27 protein-coding genes are annotated in these 25,386 nt (G+C 71.6%); 16 read left to right on the top strand and 11 right to left on the bottom strand.

The features are described 5' to 3' along the window. Nucleotides 1-146: 146 nt before the first annotated feature. A complete protein-coding gene (locus ACZ7CF_RS24745; protein WP_470370686.1) occupies nucleotides 147-1,352 on the top strand; it encodes a cytochrome P450 family protein in 1,206 nt (401 codons plus the stop codon). Between the two features lie 64 nt (nucleotides 1,353-1,416). Next, complete coding sequence (locus ACZ7CF_RS24740; RefSeq protein WP_458434335.1) at nucleotides 1,417-2,619, top strand: adenosylmethionine--8-amino-7-oxononanoate transaminase; 1,203 nt, start codon at nucleotides 1,417-1,419, stop codon at nucleotides 2,617-2,619. Here ACZ7CF_RS24740 and ACZ7CF_RS24735 read toward each other — a convergent pair. Continuing rightward, nucleotides 2,592-2,834 (bottom strand): glutaredoxin family protein, encoded by a 243-nt coding sequence (locus ACZ7CF_RS24735; protein ID WP_360390450.1) that lies wholly within the window; start codon nucleotides 2,832-2,834, stop codon nucleotides 2,592-2,594. The genes ACZ7CF_RS24740 and ACZ7CF_RS24735 overlap by 28 nt on opposite strands. Nucleotides 2,835-2,870: 36 nt before the next feature. Here ACZ7CF_RS24735 and bioD point away from each other — a divergent pair, with 36 nt between their 5' ends. The 4 genes from bioD to ACZ7CF_RS24715 all read left to right on the top strand — a co-directional run bounded on the left by bioD (nucleotide 2,871) and on the right by ACZ7CF_RS24715 (nucleotide 5,482). Next, nucleotides 2,871-3,590: a dethiobiotin synthase gene (bioD, locus tag ACZ7CF_RS24730; RefSeq protein ID WP_360390448.1), complete on the top strand. Its 720-nt coding sequence runs from the start codon at nucleotides 2,871-2,873 to the stop codon at nucleotides 3,588-3,590. A gap of 70 nt (nucleotides 3,591-3,660) precedes the next feature. Next, nucleotides 3,661-4,677 carry a biotin synthase BioB gene (gene bioB / locus ACZ7CF_RS24725; protein ID WP_360390446.1) on the top strand — a complete coding sequence of 339 codons (1,017 nt, stop codon included), beginning with the start codon at nucleotides 3,661-3,663 and terminating at the stop codon, nucleotides 4,675-4,677. Next, entirely contained in the window at nucleotides 4,677-4,874 is a 198-nt protein-coding gene (bsaP, locus tag ACZ7CF_RS24720; protein ID WP_360390444.1) for a biotin synthase auxiliary protein BsaP, read from the top strand. The genes bioB and bsaP overlap by 1 nt, the downstream gene beginning before the upstream one ends. Nucleotides 4,875-4,888: 14 nt before the next feature. Further along, nucleotides 4,889-5,482: a DUF2567 domain-containing protein gene (locus ACZ7CF_RS24715; protein ID WP_360390441.1), complete on the top strand. Its 594-nt coding sequence runs from the start codon at nucleotides 4,889-4,891 to the stop codon at nucleotides 5,480-5,482. Between the two features lie 21 nt (nucleotides 5,483-5,503). Here the strand turns inward: ACZ7CF_RS24715 and ACZ7CF_RS24710 are convergent, their stop codons facing one another. The 4 genes from ACZ7CF_RS24710 to ACZ7CF_RS24695 form a co-directional block, all read right to left on the bottom strand. Next, on the bottom strand, nucleotides 5,504-6,226 hold the full coding sequence (locus tag ACZ7CF_RS24710) for a putative hydro-lyase (RefSeq protein ID WP_360390439.1): 723 nt from the start codon (nucleotides 6,224-6,226) through the stop codon (nucleotides 5,504-5,506). Further along, nucleotides 6,223-7,467, bottom strand: a complete 1,245-nt coding sequence (locus tag ACZ7CF_RS24705) for an MFS transporter (RefSeq protein ID WP_470370685.1) — start codon at nucleotides 7,465-7,467, stop codon at nucleotides 6,223-6,225. The genes ACZ7CF_RS24710 and ACZ7CF_RS24705 overlap by 4 nt, the downstream gene beginning before the upstream one ends. A gap of 260 nt (nucleotides 7,468-7,727) precedes the next feature. Further along, entirely contained in the window at nucleotides 7,728-8,408 is a 681-nt protein-coding gene (locus ACZ7CF_RS24700) for an LON peptidase substrate-binding domain-containing protein (RefSeq protein WP_360390433.1), read from the bottom strand. A gap of 10 nt (nucleotides 8,409-8,418) precedes the next feature. Continuing rightward, complete coding sequence (locus tag ACZ7CF_RS24695; RefSeq protein WP_458430746.1) at nucleotides 8,419-9,114, bottom strand: NUDIX hydrolase; 696 nt, start codon at nucleotides 9,112-9,114, stop codon at nucleotides 8,419-8,421. A gap of 73 nt (nucleotides 9,115-9,187) precedes the next feature. On the opposite strand from ACZ7CF_RS24695, the gene nadA reads away from it, so the two are divergent. Genes nadA through nadC form a run of 3 tightly spaced genes read left to right on the top strand, consistent with a single transcriptional unit; the run spans nucleotide 9,188 to nucleotide 12,674 of the window. Then, nucleotides 9,188-10,207: a quinolinate synthase NadA gene (gene nadA, locus ACZ7CF_RS24690; protein ID WP_458430747.1), complete on the top strand. Its 1,020-nt coding sequence runs from the start codon at nucleotides 9,188-9,190 to the stop codon at nucleotides 10,205-10,207. After that, nucleotides 10,207-11,835 (top strand): L-aspartate oxidase, encoded by a 1,629-nt coding sequence (locus ACZ7CF_RS24685; RefSeq protein WP_458430748.1) that lies wholly within the window; start codon nucleotides 10,207-10,209, stop codon nucleotides 11,833-11,835. Before nadA ends, ACZ7CF_RS24685 begins: the two co-directional genes overlap by 1 nt. Then, nucleotides 11,832-12,674 carry a carboxylating nicotinate-nucleotide diphosphorylase gene (gene nadC, locus ACZ7CF_RS24680; RefSeq protein WP_360390424.1) on the top strand — a complete coding sequence of 281 codons (843 nt, stop codon included), beginning with the start codon at nucleotides 11,832-11,834 and terminating at the stop codon, nucleotides 12,672-12,674. Before ACZ7CF_RS24685 ends, nadC begins: the two co-directional genes overlap by 4 nt. Here nadC and ACZ7CF_RS24675 read toward each other — a convergent pair. The 4 genes from ACZ7CF_RS24675 to ACZ7CF_RS24660 are packed head-to-tail and all read right to left on the bottom strand — an operon-like array spanning nucleotide 12,645 to nucleotide 14,908. Further along, nucleotides 12,645-13,076, bottom strand: coding sequence for a hypothetical protein (locus ACZ7CF_RS24675; RefSeq protein ID WP_470370684.1), 432 nt, complete (start codon nucleotides 13,074-13,076; stop codon nucleotides 12,645-12,647). The two genes, nadC and ACZ7CF_RS24675, sit on opposite strands and share 30 nt — an antisense overlap. A 34-nt stretch (nucleotides 13,077-13,110) precedes the next feature. Continuing rightward, entirely contained in the window at nucleotides 13,111-13,611 is a 501-nt protein-coding gene (locus ACZ7CF_RS24670) for a GntR family transcriptional regulator (RefSeq protein WP_470370683.1), read from the bottom strand. Between the two features lie 43 nt (nucleotides 13,612-13,654). Next, nucleotides 13,655-14,074 carry a TIGR03668 family PPOX class F420-dependent oxidoreductase gene (locus ACZ7CF_RS24665; RefSeq protein ID WP_470370682.1) on the bottom strand — a complete coding sequence of 140 codons (420 nt, stop codon included), beginning with the start codon at nucleotides 14,072-14,074 and terminating at the stop codon, nucleotides 13,655-13,657. A 60-nt stretch (nucleotides 14,075-14,134) separates the two neighbouring features. Further along, nucleotides 14,135-14,908 (bottom strand): carbon-nitrogen hydrolase family protein, encoded by a 774-nt coding sequence (locus ACZ7CF_RS24660; RefSeq protein WP_360390418.1) that lies wholly within the window; start codon nucleotides 14,906-14,908, stop codon nucleotides 14,135-14,137. Nucleotides 14,909-14,933: 25 nt separating this feature from the next. Here ACZ7CF_RS24660 and ACZ7CF_RS24655 point away from each other — a divergent pair, with 25 nt between their 5' ends. Further along, nucleotides 14,934-16,436, top strand: coding sequence for an ABC transporter substrate-binding protein (locus ACZ7CF_RS24655; RefSeq protein WP_470370681.1), 1,503 nt, complete (start codon nucleotides 14,934-14,936; stop codon nucleotides 16,434-16,436). Here the strand turns inward: ACZ7CF_RS24655 and ACZ7CF_RS24650 are convergent. Continuing rightward, nucleotides 16,429-16,920 (bottom strand): hypothetical protein, encoded by a 492-nt coding sequence (locus ACZ7CF_RS24650; RefSeq protein ID WP_360390413.1) that lies wholly within the window; start codon nucleotides 16,918-16,920, stop codon nucleotides 16,429-16,431. The genes ACZ7CF_RS24655 and ACZ7CF_RS24650 overlap by 8 nt on opposite strands. A 70-nt stretch (nucleotides 16,921-16,990) precedes the next feature. On the opposite strand from ACZ7CF_RS24650, the gene ACZ7CF_RS24645 reads away from it, so the two are divergent. Beyond that, nucleotides 16,991-18,115 (top strand): aminotransferase class V-fold PLP-dependent enzyme, encoded by a 1,125-nt coding sequence (locus ACZ7CF_RS24645; RefSeq protein WP_360390410.1) that lies wholly within the window; start codon nucleotides 16,991-16,993, stop codon nucleotides 18,113-18,115. Here ACZ7CF_RS24645 and ACZ7CF_RS24640 read toward each other — a convergent pair. After that, nucleotides 18,096-19,394 (bottom strand): M14 family metallopeptidase, encoded by a 1,299-nt coding sequence (locus ACZ7CF_RS24640; RefSeq protein ID WP_470370680.1) that lies wholly within the window; start codon nucleotides 19,392-19,394, stop codon nucleotides 18,096-18,098. The two genes, ACZ7CF_RS24645 and ACZ7CF_RS24640, sit on opposite strands and share 20 nt — an antisense overlap. 133 nt (nucleotides 19,395-19,527) lie before the next feature. On the opposite strand from ACZ7CF_RS24640, the gene hisD reads away from it, so the two are divergent. The 5 genes from hisD to ACZ7CF_RS24615 are packed head-to-tail and all read left to right on the top strand — an operon-like array spanning nucleotide 19,528 to nucleotide 25,386. Continuing rightward, nucleotides 19,528-20,844 (top strand): histidinol dehydrogenase, encoded by a 1,317-nt coding sequence (gene hisD / locus ACZ7CF_RS24635; RefSeq protein WP_360390405.1) that lies wholly within the window; start codon nucleotides 19,528-19,530, stop codon nucleotides 20,842-20,844. Further along, nucleotides 20,841-21,947: a histidinol-phosphate transaminase gene (locus tag ACZ7CF_RS24630; RefSeq protein WP_470370679.1), complete on the top strand. Its 1,107-nt coding sequence runs from the start codon at nucleotides 20,841-20,843 to the stop codon at nucleotides 21,945-21,947. Before hisD ends, ACZ7CF_RS24630 begins: the two co-directional genes overlap by 4 nt. Beyond that, nucleotides 21,944-22,543, top strand: coding sequence for an imidazoleglycerol-phosphate dehydratase HisB (hisB, locus tag ACZ7CF_RS24625; protein WP_360390400.1), 600 nt, complete (start codon nucleotides 21,944-21,946; stop codon nucleotides 22,541-22,543). Before ACZ7CF_RS24630 ends, hisB begins: the two co-directional genes overlap by 4 nt. Next, nucleotides 22,543-22,698, top strand: a complete 156-nt coding sequence (locus tag ACZ7CF_RS24620) for a hypothetical protein (RefSeq protein ID WP_360390397.1) — start codon at nucleotides 22,543-22,545, stop codon at nucleotides 22,696-22,698. The genes hisB and ACZ7CF_RS24620 overlap by 1 nt, the downstream gene beginning before the upstream one ends. Before the next feature lie 24 nt (nucleotides 22,699-22,722). Further along, entirely contained in the window at nucleotides 22,723-25,386 is a 2,664-nt protein-coding gene (locus ACZ7CF_RS24615; RefSeq protein ID WP_470370678.1) for a hypothetical protein, read from the top strand.

Below are 25,386 nucleotides of genomic sequence, written 5' to 3'. Positions count from 1 at the left end.
CTACCCCCCGCTCCTGATCTTCGCGTCACCGCCCGGCCCCAGCGCGATCACGGTCACGCCGGTCCTCCGGGGGTGGCGTCACAGCGCGTACCGGATCGAGTGGGAAAGAGTGGCGAGCCAGGAGTTAACGGGGTTAACTGGGTGGGGTGACAACACTCACCAAGCTGCCCGACGACTACGTCCAGAACCCGCACGAGGCGCACGACCTGCTGCGCGCAGAGGCACCCGTGCACGAGGTCCACCTGCCCCGTGGGCTGAAGGTCTGGCTCGTGACCCGTCACGAAGAAGCGAAGATCGCCCTCACCGACCCGCGGATCAGCAAGGACATCACGGTCGGGCGGTCCGTCTTCGACAAGCACACCCCGCCGGACGCGCGGCGCGGCGAGTTCGAGTCCTCGCTCTCGGTCCACATGCTCAACATGGACCCGCCGGACCACACCCGGTTGCGCAAGCTCGTCACCAAGGCGTTCACCGCACGCCGCATCGAGCTGCTGCGGCCCCGCGTCAACGAGATCGCGGCAGAGCTCATCGCGCGGATGAACGACGGCGACGAGGTGGACCTGCTGGAGGAGTTCGCGTTCCCGCTGCCGATCACGGTGATCTGCGAGCTGCTCGGCATCCCGATCGACAACCGCGAGGAGTTCCGCGGGTGGTCGAACACGCTGCTGTCGTTCGGCACGCCCGAGCAGATCCAGCACGCCGCCGGCGCGATGGCGCAGTTCCTGTTCCAGCACGTCGAGAAGGCCCGTGCCGCCGAACCGGACGACACGTTCTTCTCGGCGCTGGTGCACGCCGACGACTCCGGTGACCGGCTCAACACCGAAGAGCTCGTGTCGATGGCGTTCCTGCTGCTCGTGGCCGGCCACGAGACGACGGTCAACCTCATCGGCAACGCCGTGCTGGCACTGCTGAAGAACCCCGACCAGCTGCAGGTCCTGAAGGACCGGCCGGAGCTGATCCCCGCCAGCGCCGAGGAGTTCCTGCGGCTGGAGGGCCCGGTCAACATCGCGACCTTCCGCTACACCACCGAGCCGATCGAGCTGGGCGGCGTGCAGATCCCGGCCGACGAGCTCGTCATGGTGTCGCTGATCGCCGCCAACCGGGACCCGGCCAAGTACGAGAACCCCGACCGGCTCGACGTGACCCGCTCCGCGCAGGGGCACGTGGCGTTCGGCCACGGTCTGCACTTCTGCCTGGGCGCGCCGCTGGCCCGGCTGGAGTTCGACGTGGCGCTCACCCAGCTGCTGGCCCGGTTCCCTGACCTGTCGCTGGCGGCGGAGCCGGAGACCCTGGCGTGGCGGGACAGCACGCTGATCCGCGGCCTGCTCACCCTGCCGGTCAAGCTCGCCTAATGTCACGCGGGTGGACGACCTGCTGAAGCTCGACCAGGCGCACGTCTGGCACCCGTACGGCCCGATGCCGGGCACCCAGGAGCCGCTGCTCGTCGAGTCCGCGGAGGGTGTCCGGCTCACGCTCGCCGACGGTCGCGAGCTGGTCGACGGCATGTCGTCGTGGTGGGCCGCGATCCACGGCTACCGGCACCCGGTCCTGGACGCGGCCGTCACCGACCAGCTGGGGCGGATGAGCCACGTGATGTTCGGCGGGCTCACGCACGAGCCCGCCGTCCGGCTCTGCGCGAAGCTCGTCGAGATCACGCCCGCGGACCTGGAGCACGTGTTCCTGTGCGACTCCGGTTCGGTGGCGGTCGAGGTCGCCGTGAAGATGTGCCTGCAGTACTGGCGTTCGCGCAACCGGCCGGAGAAGCGGCGGCTGCTCACGTGGCGCGGCGGGTACCACGGCGACACGTTCACCCCCATGTCCGTGTGCGACCCCGAGGGCGGGATGCACTCGCTGTGGCGCGGCGTCCTGCCGGCGCAGGTGTTCGCCGACGCGCCACCGGCGGAGCTGGACACCGCGTACGTGCAGCACCTCGCGGACGTGGTCGAGCAGCACGCGGACGAGCTGGCCGCGATCATCGTCGAGCCGGTCGTGCAGGGCGCCGGTGGGATGCGCTTCCACGACCCGCGCTACCTGCACGTCCTGCGCGAGCTCGCGTACACGCACGACGTGCTGCTGGTGTTCGACGAGATCGCCACCGGGTTCGGGCGCACCGGCGAGCTGTTCGCCGCCGACCACGCGAACGTCAGCCCGGACGTGATGTGCGTAGGCAAGTCGCTGACCGGCGGGTACCTGTCGATGGCCGCCGCGCTGTGCACGCCGCGGGTCGCGGACGGGATCAGCCGGGGCGAGGTGCCGGTGCTCGCGCACGGGCCGACGTTCATGGGCAACCCGCTCGCCTCGGCGGTGTCACTGGCCTCGATCGACCTGCTGCTGTCGCAGAACTGGAAGCGTGAGGTCGCACGCATCTCGGCCGGGTTGTCAGCCGGACTGGAGCCTGCGCGCGCGTTGCCGGGTGTGAAGGACGTGCGCGTGCTGGGAGCCATCGGTGTCGTGCAGCTGCACGAGCCCGTGGACATGGCACGGGCCACGAAGGCCGCGGTGGACGCCGGGGTGTGGCTGCGGCCGTTCCGCGACCTCGTCTACACGATGCCGCCGTTCATCAGCACGGACGACGACATCGCGCAGATCGCTCACGGGGTGATCGCGGCGGCCAGCTGAGTGTCGGACGGCTCGACCAGGAACTCGCCGTTCGGCAGCACCACGACGGGGATGTTCTTGCGGCCGGAGATCTCGACGGCCCTGTCCCGCGCCTCGTCGTCGTGCTCCACGTCGACGTAGGTGAAAGCCACGTTGTTGCGGGTCAGCCACGACTTGGCCCTGCGGCAGTCGCCACACCACTCGGCGCCGTACATCACGATCGGTTCATCAGCCATGCCGTCACCGTAGGTGAAGTTCTAAGGTGAGTGCCTGTGAGCGTGCTGGTGATCACCGGAACCGGGACAGAGGTCGGCAAGACCGCCGTCACCGCGGGCATCGCGGCGCTGGCCAGGGCAGAGGGCAGACGGGTCGCGGTGCTCAAGCCCGCGCAGACCGGTCTGCTGCCCGGCGAGCCGGGCGACGTGGCCGAGGTGGCGCGGCTGGCGGGCGACGTCACGACGCGTGAGCTGGCGAGATACCCCGACCCGCTGGCGCCGGCCACCGCCGCCAGACGCGCCGGCATGGCCACCGTGCACCCCAAGGACGTCGCCGCGGCCGTGACGGAGCTCGACGCCGACCACGACCTGGTGCTCGTCGAAGGAGCCGGCGGGCTGCTCGTGCGGTTCGACGAGGGCGGTTCGACCCTGGCCGACATCGCGTGGGCGGTGAACGCACCGGTGCTCGTCGTCGCCCAAGCTGGGCTCGGCACGCTCAACACGACCGCGCTGACCGCCGAGGCGTTGCAGCGGCGCGGCCTGGAGGCCATCGGCGTCGTCGTGGGCAGCTGGCCGCCGCACCCCGACCTCGCGTCCCTCACGAACCTCGCGGACCTGCCGGAAGCGGCCGGTGCCCCGTTGCTCGGCGCGCTCCCGCAGGGGGTGACGAAGCTCGGCGCCCCGGACTTCCTGGCGGTGGCCAGGAGGTCGTTCTCGCCCTGGTTCGGCGGTGCGTTCGACCCGGACACGTTCGCCGCTCAGTTCGCGGTCCAGTGACCTACGTCGCTGCACGATGAAGGATTCAGTGCGGCATAGTGCACGCCAGGCCACAGGAGGAGGAGAGACAGTGACCGCAGCCCCGGAACGGATCGACGTGCTCGACGAGGCTCGTGAGCAGGTGCTCGAACGAGGAGTCGGCCTGTCCGAGGCACAGGTCCTGCGGGTGCTCGAGCTCCCCGACGACCGCGTCCCCGAGCTGCTCGCGCTGGCCCACGAGGTCCGCGAGCGCTGGTGCGGTCCCGAGGTCGAGGTCGAGGGCATCGTCTCGCTCAAGACCGGCGGCTGCCCGGAGGACTGCCACTTCTGCTCGCAGTCCGGCCAGTTCCCCTCGCCGGTGCGCTCGGCGTGGCTCGACATCCCCGGCCTGGTCCGCGCGGCGCGGCAGACCCGCGACACCGGCGCGACCGAGTTCTGCATCGTCGCGGCCGTGCGCGGCCCGGACAAGCGGCTGCTCTCGCAGGTCCGCGACGGCATCAAGGCCATCCGCGCCGACGGCAACGACATCCAGATCGCCTGCTCGCTCGGCATGCTCACGCAGGAGCAGGTCGACGAGCTCGTGGCGATGGGCGTGCACCGCTACAACCACAACCTGGAGACGGCCCGCTCGCACTTCCCGGAGGTCGTGACCACGCACTCCTGGGAGGAGCGCTGGGACACGCTGAAGATGATCCGCGCCGCCGGCATGGAGGTCTGCTGCGGCGGCATCATCGGCATGGGGGAGACGCTCGCGCAGCGCGCCGAGTTCGCGGTGCAGCTCGCGGAGCTGGAACCGGACGAGGTGCCGCTCAACTTCCTCATCCCCAACCCCGGCACGCCGTACGAGAACTACCCGGTCGTCGAGGGCGCCGAGGCGCTGCGCACGGTCGGCGCGTTCCGGCTGGCGCTGCCGCGCACGATCCTGCGGTTCGCCGGCGGTCGTGAGCTGACGTTCGGCGACCTGGGTGCGAAGCAGGGCATGCTCGGCGGCATCAACGCGATCATCGTCGGCAACTACCTGACGAACCTCGGCCGCCCGGCGCAACAGGACCTCGACATGCTCGAAGAGCTGTCGATGCCCATCAAGGCGCTGAGCCAGACCCTGTGATGGTCACGACCGTGTACTGCTCGTTCTGCGGCAAAGAGGAAGCTGACGGCGACCACGCGTTCTGCCGTCAGCGGCTGTCCCTGATCGACCCGCCGCGCTACTGCGCCGAGTGCGCCCGCCGGATGGTCGTCCAGGTGACCCCGGACGGCTGGACGGCGCGCTGCAGCCGTCACGGCGAGACGACGTCGGCTCGGTAGTAACCTTCCGCGACATGGACGACATCGCAGCGCCGGTGCGCATCGAACCCGTGCCGGAGCCGCCGTACGTCTACCACTACGTCCGGCCGCGGCCGAAGGTCGTCGTGAAGCGCGACCTGCTGCCGGGGCTGTCGGTGCTGCTGACGACGTCCGTCTTCGGCATGGTGGCCGCGTTCCTGTGGGCGTGGCTCGCCCCGCCGCAGACGAAGGTCGCCTCCCCGCAGGAGGGTGTCGGCTTCCAGCCGTTCGGGGTGGAGAGCTACCACCGGCTGGACGCGCTGATGGTGTTCGTCGTCATCGGTCTCGGCGCGGGCACCGTCACCGGCATCGCGGTCTGGATGCTGCGCCAGCGCCGCGGACCGGTCGTGATGTTCGCGATGACGCTGGGTTCGCTGGGCGCGGCGGCGCTGATGCAGTGGCAGGGCACCAAGACCGTGGAGGGCATGTACCCGCAGCCGGCCACCGCCCAGCCCTACGACGTCGTGCAGTTCGCGCCGCAGTTGGAGACGTGGTGGGGAGTTCTCGCGTGGCCGTTGGCGGCGGCGCTGACCTACGGCTGCTGCGCGGCCTGGAACGGCCTGGACGACCTGGGGCGGCGCCTCGGCTGAGGCGCCACCCTCCCCGGCTGCCTACCCGACGCGGTAGGCGAAGTCCGGCATGTCGGTCACGAACATCTGCCCCGGCGCGTGCGTGATCGCGAACGGCGGCCGCGACCGCATCAGCACCGCCTGCGGGGTCACGCCGCACGCCCAGAACACCGGCACGTCACCGGGTTCCGGCTCCACCGCGTCGCCGAAGTCGGGCGCGTGCACGTCCTCGATGCCGAGCATGCGCGGGTCGCCGGTGCCCACCGGGGCCCCGTGCACCGACGGCATCAGCGCGGTGACCTTGTGCGCGATGTCCACAAGGGACTCCGGCACCCACCGCATCGACACGACCATCGGCCCGTGCAGCCGTCCGGCCGGCCGGCACTGGAGGTCCGTGACGAACATGGCGACGTTGCGGCCCTGCTCGACGTGCCGCAGCGGCACGCCCGCGCTCTTCAGCGCCGTCTCGAACGTGAAGCTGCAGCCGATCAGGAACGTCACCAGGTCGGCGCGCCAGTGCCCGGTCGCGTTCTCCGGTTCCGCCACCAGCTCGCCGTGCTCCCAGACCCGGTAGCGCGGCACGTGGGTCCGCACGTCCGCGTCCGGCTTGAGCGAGCTGACCGTCTCGCCCGCGTCGAGGACGTCGAGCACGGGGCACGGCTTGGGGTTGCGGTGGGTGAAGAGGAGGAAGTCGTAGGCCCAGTCCCTGGGAACGGCGATCAGGTTGGCCTGCGCGAGTCCCGGTGCCTTGCCCGCCGTCGTCATCCCAGCTCCTCGTTCACCGTCTCGGGCAACCAGATGAGCGCCACGACCGCGATCCCGTAGGCGGCCGCTCCGAACAGCATCGCACCGCCGATGCCCAGCCGGTCGGCCATGAACCCGACGAGACCGGGGAACACCGCGCCGAACGCGCGCCCGAAGTTGTAGGTGAAGCCCTGGCCGGTGCCGCGCAGCCGCGTGGGGTAGAGCTCGGACAGGTAGCTGCCGAACCCGCTGAAGATCGCGCTCATGCAGAACCCGAGCGGGAAGCCCAGGAACATGACCAACGTGTTGGCACCGTTGGGGATCTGCGTGTAGGCCACGATCAGCAACGCGCTGGCGACCGCGAAGAGCACGAAGGTCTTCTTGCGCCCCAGGCGGTCCGTGAGGTAGCCGCCGCACACGTACCCGATCCACGCGCCGGTGATGAGGAACGCGAGGTACCCGCCGGTGCCGATGACCGTGAGCCCGCGCCCGGTCTGCAGGAACGCCGGCAGCCACGTGGCGAGCGTGTAGTAACCGCCCTGCACACCGGTCGCGAGCAGCGCGGCGAACAGCGTGGTCTTGAGGATCGGCCCCCGGAAGATCTGCGGGAACGTACCGCGCGGCCGGGGCTGCGCCGCGACCTCGGGGGCGTCGTCGACGTTGCGCCGCACGTAGAAGACGAGGACCGCGGGCAGCGCGCCGGTCCAGAACATGACCCGCCACGACCAGCTCGGGTCCGCGAGCGAGCTGACCAGCGCGTTCACGACGACCGCGAGCCCCCAGCCGACCGCCCACGCGCTCTGGACGAACGCCACCGTGCGGCCGCGGTACTTCGGCTTGCAGTACTCGGCCACGAGGATCGCCCCGGCCGCCCACTCACCGCCGAACCCGAGGCCCTGCAACGCCCGGAACACCAGCAACGTCTCGTAGTTCGTCGCGAAGCCGCACAGCACGGTGAAGAACGCGTACGCCACCACCGTGATGACCAGCGTCTTCGCCCGCCCGAACCGGTCGGCCATCACCCCGGCCACCGCGCCGCCGACGGCGCTCATCAGCAACGTGCTGGTGCCCAGCAACCCGGCCTCGGCCTTGGTGAGGCCGAAGTAGCCGGTGATCGCGACCAGGCTCAGCGGCAGGACCCAGTAGTCGTAGGAGTCCAGCCCGTACCCGCCGAACGCACCGATGAAGGCGCGCTTGCCCTTCGCGCCGAGACTGCGGAACCAGGCAGCGCGCCCTGTCTCCTCGGTCGTGGTCGTGCTCATGGGACACCTCGCAGCGTGGTGGAGGAGTGGTGGGGTGTGATGTGGCCCTCACTGTAAGGATTGTTCAACAATCCCACAAGACCACAATCCAACGATCCCTCCGGCGCTCCCACCCTGCTTCTCCGGCATCTGCAAGTACCACCAACTCTTGATCAAACCGTCGCTGAGCACCTCCAACTGGTTCGGCGCGCGCCGAACCAGTTGGAGGTAGTTACGAGCCTGTTGATGTCGGGTTGGTGGTACTTGCAGATGCCGGGCGGTCAGTTCGGGTTCGGCACGTGGCCGAACTCGGTCAACGGCACCGGAACCGCCTTCAGCGCGCTGAAGATCCCGGTCTCCCGGTGCAGCATCCGGCGCACCAGCCGCAGCCGCCGCGCCGGCGACGTCTCCTCCAGCAGCCGCTGGCGGTCGTCGACCGGCAGCAGGCAGTCGGCGGCGAGCAGGTACGACAACGCGCCCAGCTCCACGTCCGCGGCCGGGGCCGACCAGTCCTCGCGGTGCCAGGCGGCGCCGCAGTAGCGCTCGTGGGCGGCGCGGGCCCCGCGTTCCAGGATCGGCACGACCTCCAGCGCCGCCTCGGGCACCGGGACGTCGTCGAGGTACTCGACGCTGCCGAGCAGGTACGGGGCGGTGGTGGTGTCGACGTCGAGCAGGCGGAAGCGGCGCACCCCGCGCGTGACGATGTCGAAGCGGCCCTCCGGCAGCGGGCGGGCGTCGAGCAGGTCCGCCGAGCAGCCGATGTCCTGCAGGGAGCGGACGTTGTCGGCGCCGACCTCCCAGCCCTCCTTGATGCAGACCACGCCGAAGGTGCGGCCGAACAGGGTGCCGGTCATCAGGTCCACGACGAGCTGGCGGTAGCGCGGCTCGAAGATGTGCAACGGCAAAGACGCACCGGGCAACAGCACGGTGCCCAGGGGGAACAGGGGGAGCGTCTCGGCCACGCGTGCAACGTTACGGGGTGCCACCCCCGCCTGCTGGACGGCCGGATCCCGGCGGTCTCAGCACGGCGAACGGATCGGTGACTTTGATTCCCCTTGCGCTGAACCGGAACAGCGCGGCGGGGCGGCCGCCGGACGGTCCGGGCGGTGCGGTGCCGCCGGTCGGTTCGAGCAGCAGGCGGCGCGACAGCACGCGCTGCAGGTTCGTTGCGGAGACCCGGTAACCGAGTGCCGCGGAGTAGTGGTCGCGCAGCAGGGAGATGGTGAACTCCGGTGGCGCCAGCGCGAAGCCGAGGTTCGTGTACGACAGCTTCGAGGCGAGCCGGTGGCGGGCCCGGTGCACGATCGCGGAGTGGTCGAACGCCATGAGCGGCAGCGATTCCACGCAGTGCCACGCCGTGTCCGCCGGCACCTCCGGGTCGACGTCGGAGGGGACCAGGCCGAGGAACGCCGTCGCCACCACGCGGGGACCGGGAACGCGGCCGGGGGCGCTGAAGACGGCCAGCTGCTCCACGTGAGACAACTGTCGCGCGTCGACCTTCTCCGCGAGCTGGCGGCGGATCGACGACTCCACGTCCTCGTCCACCCGCAGACCGCCACCGGGCAGCGACCAGCGGTGAGCGTGCGGCTCCCGCGCGCGTTCCCACAGCATGACCTGGAGTGACGCACCTCTCACCCGCAGCACGGCTGCCAGAACTTCGTGCCCCACACCTGCCACCCGGCTGATACTATCGGCCACGTTTTCGACCAATAGGCGAAAACCCCGGATCGAGGAGGCAGTGATGGTCGCTACCGCAACCGTGGAGCGAACCGCTTCGGGTGTGTACGGCGGAGTCGAGCCGAACGCCGCGTGGCGGGACGAGGTGCTGCGGCTCGCCGAGGAGCGGGACGCCGTCATCCTGGCGCACAACTACCAGCTGCCCGAGATCCAGGACATCGCCCACCACACCGGCGACTCGCTCGCGTTGTCCCGCATCGCCGCGCAGTCCGACGCGCAGACCATCATCTTCTGCGGCGTGCACTTCATGGCCGAGACCGCGAAGATCCTGTCGCCGGAGAAGACCGTGCTGATCCCGGACGAGCGCGCGGGCTGCTCGCTCGCCGACTCGATCACCGGTGCGCAGCTGCGCGAGTGGAAGGCGCAGCACCCCGGTGCCGTCGTGGTGTCCTATGTGAACACCACCGCCGAGGTGAAGGCGGAGACGGACATCTGCTGCACGTCGTCGAACGCCGTCGACGTGGTGCGCTCGATCCCCGCCGACCGCGAGGTGCTGTTCTGCCCGGACCAGTTCCTGGGCGCGCACGTCAAGCGCGAGACCGGTCGCGACAACCTGCACGTCTGGGCGGGCGAGTGCCACGTGCACGCCGGCATCAACGGCCCGGAGCTGGCCGAGCGCGCCGCCGCCAACCCGGACGCGGACCTGTTCATCCACCCGGAGTGCGGCTGCGCGACCAGTGCGCTGTACCTGAGCGGTGAGGGCATCGTCCCGGCGGAGAAGGTCAAGATCCTCTCGACCGGCGACATGATCACCGCCGCGCGCTCGACCAACGCCCGCAAGGTGCTGGTCGCCACCGAGGTCGGCATGCTGCACCAGCTGCGCAAGGCCGCCCCGGAGATCGACTTCCGCGCGGTCAACGACCGTGCGTCCTGCACCTACATGAAGATGATTACCCCGGCCGCGCTGCTGCGGTGCGTGCGCGACGGCCTGGACGAGGTGCACGTGGACCTGGAGACCGCGAAGCGGGCCCAGGGCGCCGTGCAGCGCATGATCGAGATCGGCCAGCCCGGCGGCGGTGAGTGATGACCGCGCGCTGGGAGGCGCGGGCCGACCTGATCGTGGTCGGCACGGGCGTGGCGGGCCTGACCGCCGCGCTGCGGGCGCGTGAGCTGGGACTGCGCGTCCTGGTCGTCACCAAGGCGGCCGGCGACGACGGCAACACCCGGTGGGCGCAGGGCGGTGTCGCGGTCGTGCTGGAGGACCAGCACGACCCCGGTGACTCGGTCACCCGGCACATCGGCGACACGCTGACGGCCGGTGCCGGTCTGTGCGACGACGCCGCCGTGGCCGCGATCATCACGGACGGACCCGCGGCCGTGGCCCGGTTGCGGGAGCGCGGCGCGCTGTTCGACGCGCGGCCCGACGGTCTGCTCGAACGCACCCGCGAAGGCGGCCACAGTGCGTTCCGGGTCGTGCACGCCGGTGGCGACGCGACCGGTGCCGAGGTCGAACGCGCGTTGCTGAAGGCCACTGTGGACGGACGGGTTCCGTTGCTGGAGAACCACGTCGCCGTCGACGCGGTGAAGACGCCGCTCGGCGCGGTCGGCGGTCTGCTGGTGCTCGACGGCAACGGCGTGCCCGGTGTGCTGACCGCGCCCGCCGTGCTGCTCGCGACCGGTGGCCTCGGGCAGATGTACCAGGCGACCTCGAACCCGTCCGTGGCCACGGGCGACGGCCTCGCGCTGGCGCTGCGGGCCGGTGCGCTGGCGGCGGACGTGGAGTTCATCCAGTTCCACCCGACCGTGCTGTACACGGGCCGGGGCGCGCGTGGCCGGTGCCCGCTCGTCACCGAGGCCGTGCGCGGCGAGGGTGCCGTGCTGGTCGACGCGACGGGCGCGCGCGTGATGAAGGGCGTGCACCCGCTCGAAGACCTCGCCCCGCGCGACGTCGTGGCGGCGGCGATCACCCGGCACATGGCCGGTGGGCCCGGTGGCGTCGACGACCACGTGTTCCTGGACGCGACCTCGTTGCACGACATGGCTTCGCGCTTCCCGACCGTGCACGCGGCCTGCACCTCGGTCGGGATCGACCCGGCCGTGGACCCGATCCCCGTCGCCCCTGCGGCCCACTTCGCCTGCGGCGGCGTGGTCTCCACGGTCGACGGCCGCACCGGCGTGACCGGTCTGTACGCGGTCGGCGAGGTCGCCCGCACCGGTCTGCACGGCGCGAACCGGCTGGCGTCCAACAGCCTGCTCGAAGGCCTGGTGTGCGGCACCCGTGCCGCCGAGGCCGTGGCGTCGGACCTGGCCCTGAAGCTGATCGCCCCGGCACGCGCGGCCGAGCCTTCGCTGCCGACCGCTCCCGTGGCGGACCGCGACCTGCTGCAGCGCGTCATGTCGCGCTACGCCGCGATCGGCCGTGACGCGGAAGGCCTGGCCGTCGTCGGCTCGGCGCTCGACGTGTCCACCGTGGACAAGCAGCTGGAGTCGCGCGAGCTCGTCGAGGACGCGGCGCTGACCACGGCCGCCCGCGCGTTGATCGCGGCGGCCCAGGAACGCACCGAGTCGCGCGGCTGCCACGTGCGCACGGACTTCACCGAGCGGTCCGACGCGTGGCGGCGCAGCCAGCTCGTCCGGCTCACCCCGAGCGGCCAGCCCGTGCTGGCCGACCCCGTCCTGACCCACCCCGTGCTGGCGGAGGTTGTCGCATGACCACCGAGTTCGACTGGGACGACGCGAACCGGGTCATCCAGCTCGCGCTGGAGGAGGACCTCCGCTACGGCCTGGACGCCACGACGCTCGCGACCGTGCCGGAGAAGGCCGTCGCGACCGCGGAGATCACCCCGCGCGCGGCCGGCGTGCTGTGCGGCGTTCCCGTTGCGCGGGCGGCGTTCCAGCGCTACCTGCCCGAGGTCGAGGTGCTCTCCGAGGCCACCGACGGCGACAAGGCGGTGCCCGGCGAGCCCGCGCTGGTGCTGACCGGCCCGGCCCGCGGCCTGCTCACCGTGGAACGCACCGCGCTGAACCTGGTCTGCCACCTCTCCGGCATCGCGACGCAGACCGCGCGCTGGGTGGCGGCGGTCGAGGGCACCGGTGCCGCCATCCGCGACAGCCGCAAGACGTTGCCGGGCCTGCGGTTGCTGCAGAAGTACGCGGTCCGCTGCGGCGGCGGCGTGAACCACCGCATGGGCCTCGGCGACGCGGTCCTCATCAAGGACAACCACGTCGCCGCGGCCGGTTCGGTCGGCGCCGCCATCCGCGCGGCCCGCGAACACGCCCCCGACCTGCTGATGGAGGTGGAGGTCGACAGCCTCGCGCAGCTCGACGAGGCCATCGCCGAGGGCGCGGAACTGGTGCTGCTCGACAACTTCACCCCCGAGCAGTGCGCGCAGGCCGTGGCCCGCAGGCCCGCCGGGGTGAAGCTGGAGGCGTCCGGCGGCCTCACCCTCGACGTGGCCCGCCGCTACGCCGAGACCGGCGTCGACTACCTCGCCGTCGGCGGCCTCACGCACTCGTCCCCGTCACTCGACCTCGGCCTGGACCTGCGCTGACGGCCGGTACCGCCGCACGCCCACGTGCTGGACGCCGGGAAAGTTCTGCACCCGGCGCCAGTCCGCGGTCGGCGAGCCGACCCCGTTCCCCCTGGCGGAGAGGGCGTCGAGGTGGTCCTCGGCGCTGACCCACTCCGCGTAGTTGACGACCCGCTTGCCGTCCGCGCGGATGTGGAAGGCGGCGGAGATCCCGCCGGGGTGCGGGTCCGGGTCGCTGGCGAGGGCGGTGAACACCGAGTCGACCCACGCCCGTGCGGTGGCCTCGTCCTCGGTGTCGACGGTGACGAGCACGACGCAGCCGACCTCCCTGGTGGGGTCGTTCGATCCGCCGGAGCGGTAGAGCGCGTAACCGTCGAGGTGGGTGCGGCCGCGGACGAACGCGGGCAGTTCGGGGAGGGTCATGTCCCTGATCCTGGGGGCTCGACCTAGCCCGAGGTCAAGCGATCGGCTGGAAGCGGCAACCGCGCAGTTCCCGGATCAACGCGGTGGCGACGACCCAGCGAATGAGCGGATCATCGTAGGCGAGCTGGACGATGACCGGTGTGTGCGCCGGAATGCCGAGACGCCCGGCGATCTCCGGTGGCGCCGCCGTTTCCTCGACAGCGAGGAGCTGCTGAGTCGCCGTCCTGCCCTGGTTCTCGGCCTCCGCGTTGAAGTTGCTCGTCCCGCTGCCGCGGTGAGCGCGCCAGTTCGAACCGGTCAGCACCATCTTCAGGTGTGGACGCGGACGGACGAAGATCCCTCTGCCCTGCTCCGACGTCACCAGCCCCTCCGACCGGAGAAGGGCGATCGCCTTGCGAACCGTGGTGCGGGTGGTCTGGTGCCGCTCGGCCAGCTCGTTCTCCGAGGGCAGTTGTGCACCGGACTCCAACGCACCGCCGAGGATGTCGCGCCGAAGCGTCTCCGCGATGCGCCGGAACGGCGGCGTCGGGTTCATGCGGTGAACTCCCTCGTTCGCTTCCGGGCGGGGTAGTGACGGCTCACGGCTTGAACGACCAGCCACGCCACGTCTGCACCTCGACCACCACCACCGGGCCGGCCGGAACCCTTTCGCGGTACTGCGGGTACTTGTCGCACAACCACTCCAGCGGGTGACGCCGCTCCTCGGCGTCGATCACCACGCGCGCAACGCCGTCAGCCCGGACCCACCACAGCTGCGTCCAGTCCTCGTCGTACTCGTCCGCGAGCAGCGACACCCGCGGGTTCTCCCGGATGTTGCTCAGCCGTTTCAAGCTCAGCGTGCTCTTCGGCTTGTGGTCGACGGCGAACACGACCACGTCTTCGTGGACCGCGAAGGTCACGGGCACGAGGTGAGGAGCCGCCTGCGCGTCGGCTGTCGCCAAGCGTGCGACTCGCGCATCGGTGAACCGCTGCCGTGCCTGGTCGTGTGGGAGGGCCACGTGAGGAACTTAACGCAAGTGGCCCTCAAGGCTTCAGCCCACGAACCGCCGGGGTTCGGCTCACCCCAGCCGCCGGTTGGCCAGCACGGGCAGGACCTCCCGCGCCTGCGCGACCGCCGCCACGTCCAGGTCGACCACCGCCACCTCCGGCCGGTCGGACAGCTGCGCCACGACGTTGCCGAACGGGTCCGCCACCGTCGAGTACCCGATGCCGGTCGGCGCGGACGAGCCCAGGTCGCCGGGGTAGGCCTGGCCGCACGCCACGACGAACGACGTGCAGTCCAACGCGCGCGCTCGCACCAGGAGCTCCCACTGCTCCTTCTTGCCGGGGCCTGCGCCCCACGACGCGCCCAGCAGCACCGCTGACGCGCCCTTGTCCGCCAGTGCGGTGAACAACGCGGGGAAGCGGACGTCGTAGCAGGTCGCCACGCCCAGGGTCACCCCGTCGAGCTCGAACGTCACCACGTCCGAGCCGGGCGCGACCGTGCGCGACTCCTGGAAGCCGAAGGCGTCGAACAGGTGGATCTTGTCGTAGCCCAGGTGCACGTCCGCGCCGGTCACCAGCGTGGTGTTGGCCACGCGGTCACCGGAGGGCGTGAACATGCCCGCCACCACCACGACGCCGTGCTCCACGGCGATCTCCCGCACCGCCGAGGCCCACGGGCCGTCCAGCGGTTCCGCGACCGGGCCCAGCGGCACGCCGAAGCGGCACATCGTCGCCTCGGGCAGCAGGACCACCCGCGCGCCGTCGGCCCTGCGCACCGCGTCGCGGACGAGTTCCAGGTTGGACCGGGGGTCGGTGGTGGAGCTGAGCTGACTCACGGCGATGCGCATGAGGACCACTGTAGGGTCGCGGACTGTGTCGCGTTACCCACTGCTCCTCGTCGTGCTGCTGGCCGTCGCGGGCTGCACCGAGACCGCCGCGCCCAACCCGGACGGTGGTGGCGTCGGCACGTCGATCGTGCTCGCCGACCGCGACGAACCGACGACGCTGAACCCGCTGCTCGGCTACGGCGCGCAGGGCGTGTCGAAGATCTACGACGGGCTGGTCGAGCACCGCCAGGACGGGTCGCTCTCCCCGCAGCTGGCCGCCGACCTGCCGCAGCCGGCGCCGGACGGCCTGAGCTGGACGGTGAAGCTGCGCGGGGACGTGAAGTTCACCGACGGCAGCACGTTCGGCGCCGAGGACGTCGTCGCCACCTACACCGCCGCGTTGCAGAGCCAGGTCAAGGACCGGTTCGCCACGCTGAAGGGCGTCGACCAGCTCGACCCGTCCACGGTGCGGTTCCAGCTGAACCAGCAGCACGCCGCGTTCCCGCACCTGCTCGTGCTCGGCGTCCTGCCGAGCGAGCAGGCGAACCCGAGCGGGCAGCCGGTCGGCACCGGCCCGTACAAGGTCGTCGACTGGAAGAAGGGCGACCGGCTGCTGCTGACGGCCAACGAGGACTACTTCGGCGGCGCGCCCAAGGTGAAGAAGCTGACCGTCGTGTTCGTCACCGACGACAACCAGCGCGCCCGCCGCATGCAGGACGGCGAGTTCGACGGCACCGTGCTGCCGCCCAAGCTCGCCGCCACCTTCCCCAACCGGTCCGGCCTCCAGGTCCGCTACCACCGCAGCGCCGACTACCGGGCCGTCGCGCTGCCCGCCGCGCACCCCGTCACCGGCAACGCCGCCATCCGCCTCGCGCTGAACTACGCGGTCAACCGCCAGGGCATGATCGACAGCCTCCTCGACGGCAAGGGCACCGTGGGCTTCACGCCGGTGCCGGACGCGCTGGCCGAGGACTTCGACCCGACGGTGAAGTTCCGCTACGACAAGGCGGAGGCCGCGCGCCAGCTCGACGCCGGCGGCTGGCTGCCGGGACCGGACGGCATCCGGGTCCGCGAAGGCGTCGCCGCCCGCTTCACCCTGATGTACCCGCTGGGCGACGACCTGCGCGCCGACCTCGCCACCGCGTTCGCCGCCGACGCGAAGGCCGTGGGCGTGGACGTGCAGCTCGCCGGCCTGTCGTGGGAGGCGATCCGCCCGCGCGTCGGCCAGGACGCGCTGCTGTCCGGCGAGGGCTCGCCGTTCGACCCCGACCTGATGCTGCACGGACTGCGAGGCCAGGGCAGCCCGGCCGCGGACGTGGCGCTGGAGAACGGCCGCAAACTGGTCGACCCGGCCCAGCGCGCCGTGGCCTACAAGCTGTTCCAGCAGGCCTACGCGGCCGTGCCGACGATGGCGGTGCTGGTGTTCCCCGAGCACGCCTACGTGCTGCGCGACTCGTGGACCGGCTACCAGCCCGTCGTCGACCCGAACTCCTACGGAGCCCTGTCCTGGGGTCCCTGGTGGAACCTGGAGCGCTGGGAACCTAGGTGAGCCGGGCGTTGATCTCGCGGACGGCCCGCTCCGGGTCGTCCGCCCAGAACTCGACCCGCTCCACCTGCTTCGCCCCGGTCTTGCCGAGGTCGACCAGCTGCGGCCCGCGGAACGGCACCGACACGTTCGTCCTGGTCAGCGAATGGATGACGACGGCGTCACCGACCACCTCGACGGTGCGCTGACCCTTGTGGCCGCGCTCGGCGACCTCCGCGGTCGCCAGGTCCTCCGTCGGGATGCGCCAGTCGAAGAACCCCAGCTGCCGCAGCCGCAGCTCGTCGTCCGTCACCGCGTGCGGCTGCTTGTGCAGCACGTAGAGCGCGCCCACGCACACCACCACGTTCAGCCCGCCGACCAGCAGCAGCACGACCTGCAGCCACCACACGTCGAGTGCGAACGCGACGAGCGCCATGCCGACCGCCGTGATGATCAGGAACCGCCAGTACCGCGGCCGCATGCGCTTGCCGTAGGGGATCTCCACCATGGACCGGAGCCTATTTCCGCAGCGCACGCACCGCGGCCCCGGGGTTGCCCGCCCGTGGCAGAGTAGGGCCGTGAGCGACCTGATCTTCCTGGACAGCGCCGGTTCCTCGATCCCGCCCGCCGAGGTGGTCGACGAGGTGGTCGGCCACCTGCGCCGCGAGACCGAGATCGGCGGCTACCGGGCCGCCGCGGAACGCGCCGACGACCTCGAGGCGGGCTACGGGGTGCTGGCAGAGCTCTTCGGCGTACGGCCGTCGGAGGTCGCGTTCACCGACAGCGCCACCCGCTCGTGGCTCACCGCGTTCGACGCCGTCCCGCTGGCCGCCGGCGACCGCGTGCTGGTCACCGAGGTCGAGTACGGCGGCAACGCGGTGCCGATGCTGCGCCGCGCGGAGGAGACGGGCGCGACGATCGAGGTCGTGCCGTCGGACCGGCACGGGCAGGTCGACGTCGACGCGCTCGACCTCGACGACCGGGTCAAGCTGATCTCGCTGGTGCACGTGCCCACCAACGGCGGCCTGGTCAACCCGGTGAACGAGGTCACGGCGAAGGCCCGCGAGGTCGGCGCGCTGGTCCTGCTCGACGCCTGCCAGTCGACCGGCCAGCTCGACCTGCGCGGTCTCGACTACGACCTGCTCGTCTGCACCGGCCGCAAGTGGCTGCGCGGGCCGCGGGGCACGGGCGCGCTGGTGGTGAAGGACGACGTGCGGCCCAGGCTGCGCCCCCGGCTGTTCGACCACAGCGGCGCCGAGTGGGCGGCCGCCGACCGCTACGAGCCGCGTGACGACGCCCGGTGGTTCGAGCTGTGGGAGTACAACGTCGCTGACCGGCTCGGGCTCATCGCCGCCGCGAAGTACGCGCTGGCCAAGGGCCTCGACGTCATCGAGGCCGAGGTCACCGCCCGTGCCAAGCGCTTGCGCGAGGGGCTGGCGCGCATCCCCGGCATCACCGTCCACGACCTGGGCGAACGGCACTCGGGCATCGTCACGTTCACGTCCGAGCGGGTCCCGCCGACGGAGCTCAAGGACCGGCTGTGGGACCGGGAGGTCGCCGTCACGGTGTCGCAGGCCGCGGCCACCCGGATCGACATGACCCGCCGCGGCCTGGACGAAGTAGTGCGGGCCTCCCCGCACTACTTCGTCACCGACCAGGAGGTCGATCAGGCGCTGGAACGGGTCAGCACGTCTGCCCGATGACCCGCTTCACGCAGTCCGAGTAGCTCAGCAGCAGGTCGACGGCGCGGTCGTTGCGCGCGGTCTGCGTCGCGATGGCCGTGTCGCGCGGGTAGAAGCCGTTGAGGCCGCTGCCGCTCGCCGGGTACATCTCGAAGGTGTAGGCCCAGATCTTGTGCTGGCCCCACATCCAGTCGTCGCTGCTGCCGTCGGTGATGTACAGGTCGCTCGCCTGCTCCGGCGTGTAGCCGTTGGTGGCGGCCATCTGCCTGCCCAGCGTCTGGAACGCGCGCGCCTCGTCCGCGTTCAGGCCCGTGTCGGTGTCCGAGCGGGTGTAGCCGTACGGCCACAGCACGAGCTCCGAGTACGAGTGGAAGTCGATGAACGTCTTGATCTGCTGGGCGCCACCGACCACGCGCGAGTTCACGAAGTTGCGGATGACCGAGGTCTCCGGCGCCGAGAACGCCGCGGTGCCGCGGTAGGTGTCCGACGTGCTGCTGCCGCTGGAACCACCGCAGCAGCCCCACTTGTAACCCCAGTTGCGGTTGAGGTCGGTGCCGTTGCCCTGGCGGTTCTTGCGCCAGCCGCGGAACGAGCCGGTCTCGATGTCGTACTCGGCGCCGTCCGGGTTCATCATCGGGACGAGCCAGACCTCGCGGTTGTCGACCAGGTTCTTCACCGCGGGGGTGGCGTAGTTGTCGGTGAAGCGCTTGATGATCTGCAGGCACTGCTCGACGGTCAGGTGCTCGCGGGCGTGCTGACCGCAGACGAACAGCACCTCCGGCTCGTTCTCGTCGGTCGCGACGTTGTCGCTGACCTTCAGCGCGTAGATGTCGCGGTTCTGGTAGCTCTTGCCGATGCTGCGCAGGCTCGCCAGCGTCGGGTGGTCGCGCACCGTCTGCTGCAGCTCCGCGGTCATCTCCGCGTAGTTGTGGTAACCGGCGTAACCCGACGGGAAGTCCTGTGTACCGACCTGGCCGGGGACCGGGTCCGTGAAGTCGGCCTTGCCGAGCTTCTTCAGCTCCTGCTCGAAGTCACCGACGTACTTCAGGGGCAGCCCGGTCGCCTGCAGGGCGCGGTACTGGGCCTTGTCGGCGACGACCTGGACGGTGGTGAGCTTCGTCGCGCCGAGCACGTCGACACCGGTCTGGGCGACCTGCGTGCGTTCGGCGGACGTGTTCGCCTCGACCTCCAGCAGGTAGCGGCCGGAGTCGGCGGTGCTGGGCACCGCCATGCCCGCTACCAGCACGGGCAGGCACAGGGCGAGCACTGCGGCGATCTTGCCGCGGCGCTTGGTGGACATCTTTCCTCCATCATCAGCAGGGGTTTGCGACGGAGTGGTGCTCGACCGAGCGTGGCGGCCCCGTCACGGGCTGAGGTAGCGCCGATAGCGGGGTGACCGTTGACAGATTTCGGCACGAACTAGGCTGTGGGGCATGCTGAACCGCATCGACCTGCGAGGTCGCACCACGACCCCCGCTCAGTTGCGCGCCATCGTGCCGCGCGCCGAGGTGGACGTGGACGCGGTGCTGCATCACGTGCGGCCGATGGTGGACGCGGTCGCCGCCCGCGGCGTCGAGGCGGCGCTGGAGTACACGGAGAAGTTCGACGGCGTCCGCCCGGCGTCCGTCCGCGTTCCCGCCTCCGAGCTCCCGGCCGCTCTGTCCTCACTGGACCCCGCCGTGCGCGCGGCACTGGAAGAGGTCATCGCACGCACCCGGCGCGTGCACGCCGACCAGCAGCGCGTCGGCACGACGACCCAGGTGGTCCCCGGCGGCACCGTCACGGAGAAGTGGGTGCCGGTCGCGCGCGTCGGCCTCTACGCGCCCGGCGGCCTCGCCGTCTACCCGTCGACGGTCGTCATGAACGTCGTGCCCGCCCAGATCGCCGGCGTCGAGTCGCTGGTCGTGGCCTCACCGCCGCAGGCGGAGTTCGGTGGCCTGCCGCACCCGACGATCCTGGCCGCCGCCGCGTTGCTCGGCGTCGACGAGGTGTGGGCCGTGGGCGGCGCCCAGGCCATGGCCCTGCTGGCGCACGGCGGCGTGGACACCGACGGCGCCGAGCTGGCGCCGGTCGACGTCATCACCGGACCCGGCAACATCTACACGACGGCGGCGAAGCGGTTGCTGCGCGGCCTGATCGGCATCGACTCCGAGGCCGGGCCCACGGAGATCGCGATCCTCGCCGACTCCTCCGCCGACCCGGTGCACGTGGCCGCCGACCTGATCAGCCAGGCCGAGCACGACCCGCTCGCCGCCTCGGTGCTGGTCACCGACTCCGACGAGCTCGCCGACGCGGTGGACGCCGAGCTGGAGCGCCAGGTCGGCGCCACCAAGCACGTCGACCGGATCCGCACGGCGCTGTCCGGCCCGCAGTCCGGCATCGTGCTCGTGTCCTCGGTGGACGAGGGCGTGCGGGTGGTCGACGCCTACGCCGCGGAGCACCTGGAGGTCCAGACGCGTGACGCCCGCGCCGTGGCGGACCGGGTCCGCTCGGCGGGCGCGATCTTCGTCGGTCCGTACGCGCCGGTGTCGCTGGGCGACTACTGCGCCGGCTCGAACCACGTGCTGCCCACCGGTGGCTGCGCGCGGCACTCGTCGGGGCTCTCCGTGCAGACGTTCCTGCGCGGCATCCACGTGGTCGACTACTCCGAGGAAGCCCTGCGCGAGGTGGCGGACAAGGTCGTCGCGCTGGCCAACGCGGAGGACCTGCCCGCGCACGGTCAGGCCGTGACGGCGAGGTTCCCCCGATGAAGCCGGTGGTCGGCGCGCGGGTCGAGCTCTCCGACCTGCCGCTGCGCGAGGACCTGCGCGGCCGCACGCCGTACGGCGCACCGCAGCTCGACGTGCCGTACCGCCTCAACACCAACGAGAACCCGTACGCGCCGACGGACGCGCTGGCCGCCGACGTCGTCGCGGCGGTCGCGGAGATCGCCGGGGAGCTGCACCGCTACCCGGACCGCGACGCGGTGGCGTTGCGCGAGGACCTGGCCGCCTACCTGACGGAGGCGACCTCGGTCACCCTCACGTCGGAGAACGTCTGGGCCGCCAACGGGTCCAACGAGATCCTCCAGCAGGTGCTGCAGGCGTTCGGCGGGCCCGGCCGGGTGGCGCTCGGGTTCGAGCCGTCGTACTCGATGCACCCGATCATCGCCGCCGGCACCCGCACCGAGTGGTCACCGACGCCGCGCCGCCCCGACTTCTCGCTGGACGTGGAGAAAGCGGCGGCGATCATCGCCGAGACCCGCCCGGACGTCGTCTTCGTGACGTCGCCGAACAACCCGACCGGCCAGTCGATCCCGCTGGAGGACCTGCGGCTGCTGATCGCGTCCACCACCGGCGTGATCGTCGTCGACGAGGCGTACGCGGAGTTCTCGCCGCAGCGCAGCGCGATCGAGCTGCTCGACGAGTACGGCGCGCGGCTGATCGTCTCGCGGACCATGTCGAAGGCCTTCGCGTTCGCCGGCGGCCGGCTCGGCTACCTGGCCGCGGCCCCGGCCGTGGTCGACGCGTTGCAGCTGGTGCGCCTGCCCTACCACCTCTCGCAGCTCACGCAGGCGGCCGCGCGGGCCTCCCTGCGGCACGCCGCGGAGACGCTGGGTTCGGTGGCGCTGCTGGCCGCCGAACGCGACCGCGTGATGGCCGAGCTGAGCGCCCTGGGTTTCCGGGTCGTGCCCTCGGACGCGAACTTCGTGCTGTTCGGCTGGTTCGAGGACGCGCGGTCGACGTGGAGGTCCTACCTGGACCACGGCGTGCTGATCAGGGACGTCGGAATCGCGGGTCACCTGCGGGTGACCATCGGAACGCCCGAGGAGAACGACGCTTTCCTCGCGGCCAGCAAGGAGGTCAGCCGGTGAGTCGCGTGGGCAAGGTGGAGCGCACGACCAGGGAGTCGTCGGTCCTCGTGGAGATCGACCTGGACGGCACCGGCCAGGTGGAGATCAGCACCGGCGTGCCGTTCTACGACCACATGCTCACCGCGTTCGGTGTGCACGGCTGCTTCGACCTGGTCGTGCGCGCCACGGGCGACACGCACATCGACGCGCACCACTCGGTCGAGGACATCGCGATCGTGCTCGGCCAGGCGCTGCGGGAGGCGTTGGGGGACAAGAAGGGCATCCGCCGCTTCGGCGACTGCTGGATCCCCATGGACGAGACCCTCGCGCACGCGGCGGTCGACGTCTCCGGCCGCCCGTACACCGTGCACCGCGGCGAGCCGGAGCAGTTCAACAGCTTCGTGATCGGCGGCAACTACCCGTTCGTGCTGAACCGGCACGTGTTCGAGTCGCTGGCGTTCCACGCGCAGATCGCCCTGCACGTGCGCGTGGAGTACGGCCGCGACCCGCACCACATCGCCGAGGCCGAGTACAAGGCGATCGCGCGTGCCCTGCGCGCGGCCGTGGAGCCCGACCCGCGCGTCGGCGGCGTTCCGTCGACCAAGGGCGTGCTCTGATGCCCAAGGAGGTCGTCGTCATCGGCCTGCTGGCGTTGGCGGGCTTCCTGGGTGGCGGGGTGTACTCGACGTGGAAGACCGCGAGGGGCGCGGCGGTCGTCCTGCTGGTGCTGGCGGTGATCGCCGTCGGCGGCGCGGTGCTCTGGCTGATCTAGGTCCGGACCACCAGAATCAGGCGAGTGAGCGAGCCGCCCGAATACGACGCGTTCTTCTCGTGCAGCCGGGCGTTGGACGGCACGCTCGCCCCTGAGCTGCGCCGCGGTGTGGAGCGGTTCGCGAAGCCCTGGTACCGGCGGCGGGCGGTGCGGGCGTTCCTCGACGACGCCCCGCCGCCGGACACCCCCGGCCGCTGGGCGTCGATCGAGTCGGCGCTGGGCCGGTCCCGCTGGCTGGTGCTCCTCGCGTCACCGGAGGCGGCGGCCTCGCCGCGGGTCGCCCGCGAGGTCGGGTGGTGGCTGGAACACCGGTCGGCACAGCGGGTCCTGGTGGTGCTGACGGCGGGGGAGTACTCGGCGTCGGTGCCGGCGGCGCTGCGGACCGCGCTGGGCCAGGAACCGCGCTGGGCCGACCTGCGGTGGCTGCGCTCGGCCGATCAGGTCGACCCGTCGAACCCGCGGCTGCGGGCGGCCGTCGCCGGCATCGCGAGCACCGTGCGGGGCGTGCCAGAGGACGACCTCGTCGGCGAGCACGTCCGCGAGCGCCGCCGGACCGTTCGGCTGGCGCGCGGTGCCGTGACGGCACTGGTGCTGCTGACCGCCGCCGTGCTGGTGGCGGCGTTCCTCGCGGTGGGACAACGGGACTCCGCACGCGACCAGGCCAGGACGGCGACCGCCCGCGGCCTGGCGTCGGCGGCCGTCGCCTCGGTGCGCACGGACCTGTCGCTCGCGCAGGCACTGGCGGCCGAGGCGTACCGGGTCGAGCCGAACGAGCAGACGCGCGCCGCGTTGTTCCAGGCGCTGACCGCGAGCCCGCAGCTGGACCGGTACGTGCCCGTCGGCGGGGTGGTGTCGTCGCTCGCGGCCTCGGCGGACGGGAAGGTCGTGGTCGCGGGAACCGAGGACGGCCGCGTGGTGCGGCTGCCGCTGACCGGCGGGCGCACCGAGGAACGCGTGTCGTCGAACCCGGTGAGCGCGGTCGCCGTGAGCGCCGACGGCGGCGTGGTCGTGGCGGCCTCGTCGGGTTCCGCGCTGCGCTGGGACCGTTCCGGCGCCCACCGGACCGACCTGCCCGGCCACCCGGCCGTGCTGACCGCGGTGTCACCGTCCGGCCGGTTCTCCGCCGTCTACACCGCACCGGCCGCGGACGGTGCCACCACCGGCACCCGGACCGTCCACGACGGACAGACCGGCCAGGTGGTCACCCGCGCGGAGACCGCGTCGCCGGTGACGTTCCTGCGCCTGCCGGACGACGGCACGCTGCTGGAGGTCTCCTACGACAGCTGGGTCCGCCGCTCGCCCGCGACCCTGGACGTCACCTCGGCCACACCGGCGGGTCCCGCACCCGCCTTCGGTGTCCGGGCCGGCCTCTCGCCGAACGGCGACCACTACGGCTACTCGTGGGAGGGCGAGACCGCGCTGTGGACCACCACGGCCGCGTTCACCCCGGCCCCGCTGTCCCGCGTCTCCACCGGCCGCGCCAGCCCGTCGTTCGTCGCGGTCAGCCCGGACGGCGCACGCACCGCCGTCGCCGACACCGGCACGATCCACGTCTACGAGATGACCGGCCCCGACCCCGGCGAACGCGTGCGGCTGGAGGGCAACACCGCCACGCCGTTCGTGGAGTTCCTGGGCGACGGCGACCACCTGGTGTCCGCCACCCGCGACCAGCTGGTGCTGTGGGACCTGACCCGCAACACCCGCATCAGCCGGCCGGAGCCGACAGCGGTGCCCCTGGTGTGCACGGCGTGCCCGCCCCCGTTCGTGGCGTCGGCGAACGGCCGGACCGCCGTGGCCTCCGGCGAGGAGCTGGCGGTCGACTCCCGCGCACTCGGCGCGGAACAGCCGAACCTGTTCGGCCCGCCCGTCTGGAACGGCGACCACCTGTTCCTGGTGACCACCCCCGACGGCATCGGCGAGACGTGGGAGGTGCGCGACGGCATGCGCCGCCTCGCGCAGTGGAAGGGCACGGTCAGAGCGGACCACGTGCTGGCCATGGCCGTCTCCGCCGACGAACGCCGCGTCGTGACCGTGAACGAGCTCGGCGACGTGCAGGTCCTCGAAGGCCCCGACCTGGCCGTTGCGCGAACGACCACCCTGAACCGCGAACTCTCCCAAGACGGCTGGCCGCCCGCGGGCCACCTGGCGGCGGTGAGCCCCGACACCGCTTTCGCCGCCGTCGCGACCCCGGACTCCGTCACGGTGGTCGACGTGTCCACCGGCACCCAGCACCCGTTGCCCGGCGGCAAGGCCCGAGCGGTGACCTTCACCCGCGACACCCTGCTCGTCCAGCGCGCCGACCGCATCGAGGCCTGGAACCCCGCCGGCACCTCGCTGCGGCACACGTTCCGCACCGACCCGGGCTACCTGCCGGGCCTCTCGGCGAACTCCACCTTCGTCACCCAACTCCGCCGCGACCGCGTGCTCGTCCTCTCCTGGCTCGCGACCGGCGACCTGGTCGGCGAGGTGCGCCTGGCCGAACAGGCGGGCAGGTACGGCCGCATCGGCACGGCGTTCGACGGCGACACGCGCCTGCTGACGGCGATCTCCGAAACCGACCTGCGCACGTGGGACCTGTCGGCCGAGAACTGGGTGCGCGCTGCCTGCGCCTCGGCGGGGCGGGCGGTGACGGAGGAGGAGTGGCAGCGGTTCGCCGGGAGTCCGCCGGGGGAGCTGACCTGCGGGTGA

Source organism: Lentzea sp. NPDC036955 (assembly GCF_055608005.1).
This window is presented reverse-complemented; position numbering and strand designations above follow the sequence as displayed.

Excerpts from the sequence above, each read along its gene's own strand:
- ACZ7CF_RS24740 (WP_458434335.1), top strand. The coding sequence starts at position 1,417 with ATGCCGGGCACCCAGGAGCCGCTGCTCGTCGAGTCCGCGGAGGGTGTC.
- ACZ7CF_RS24735 (WP_360390450.1), bottom strand. The coding sequence starts at position 2,834 with ATGGCTGATGAACCGATCGTGATGTACGGCGCCGAGTGGTGTGGCGAC.
- bsaP (WP_360390444.1), top strand. The coding sequence starts at position 4,677 with ATGGTCACGACCGTGTACTGCTCGTTCTGCGGCAAAGAGGAAGCTGAC.
- ACZ7CF_RS24715 (WP_360390441.1), top strand. The coding sequence starts at position 4,889 with ATGGACGACATCGCAGCGCCGGTGCGCATCGAACCCGTGCCGGAGCCG.
- ACZ7CF_RS24710 (WP_360390439.1), bottom strand. The coding sequence starts at position 6,226 with ATGACGACGGCGGGCAAGGCACCGGGACTCGCGCAGGCCAACCTGATC.
- ACZ7CF_RS24705 (WP_470370685.1), bottom strand. The coding sequence starts at position 7,467 with ATGAGCACGACCACGACCGAGGAGACAGGGCGCGCTGCCTGGTTCCGC.
- nadA (WP_458430747.1), top strand. The coding sequence starts at position 9,188 with ATGGTCGCTACCGCAACCGTGGAGCGAACCGCTTCGGGTGTGTACGGC.
- ACZ7CF_RS24685 (WP_458430748.1), top strand. The coding sequence starts at position 10,207 with ATGACCGCGCGCTGGGAGGCGCGGGCCGACCTGATCGTGGTCGGCACG.
- nadC (WP_360390424.1), top strand. The coding sequence starts at position 11,832 with ATGACCACCGAGTTCGACTGGGACGACGCGAACCGGGTCATCCAGCTC.
- ACZ7CF_RS24675 (WP_470370684.1), bottom strand. The coding sequence starts at position 13,076 with ATGACCCTCCCCGAACTGCCCGCGTTCGTCCGCGGCCGCACCCACCTC.
- ACZ7CF_RS24670 (WP_470370683.1), bottom strand. The coding sequence starts at position 13,611 with ATGAACCCGACGCCGCCGTTCCGGCGCATCGCGGAGACGCTTCGGCGC.
- ACZ7CF_RS24660 (WP_360390418.1), bottom strand. The coding sequence starts at position 14,908 with ATGCGCATCGCCGTGAGTCAGCTCAGCTCCACCACCGACCCCCGGTCC.
- ACZ7CF_RS24650 (WP_360390413.1), bottom strand. The coding sequence starts at position 16,920 with ATGGTGGAGATCCCCTACGGCAAGCGCATGCGGCCGCGGTACTGGCGG.
- ACZ7CF_RS24640 (WP_470370680.1), bottom strand. The coding sequence starts at position 19,394 with ATGTCCACCAAGCGCCGCGGCAAGATCGCCGCAGTGCTCGCCCTGTGC.
- hisD (WP_360390405.1), top strand. The coding sequence starts at position 19,528 with ATGCTGAACCGCATCGACCTGCGAGGTCGCACCACGACCCCCGCTCAG.
- ACZ7CF_RS24630 (WP_470370679.1), top strand. The coding sequence starts at position 20,841 with ATGAAGCCGGTGGTCGGCGCGCGGGTCGAGCTCTCCGACCTGCCGCTG.
- ACZ7CF_RS24620 (WP_360390397.1), top strand. The coding sequence starts at position 22,543 with ATGCCCAAGGAGGTCGTCGTCATCGGCCTGCTGGCGTTGGCGGGCTTC.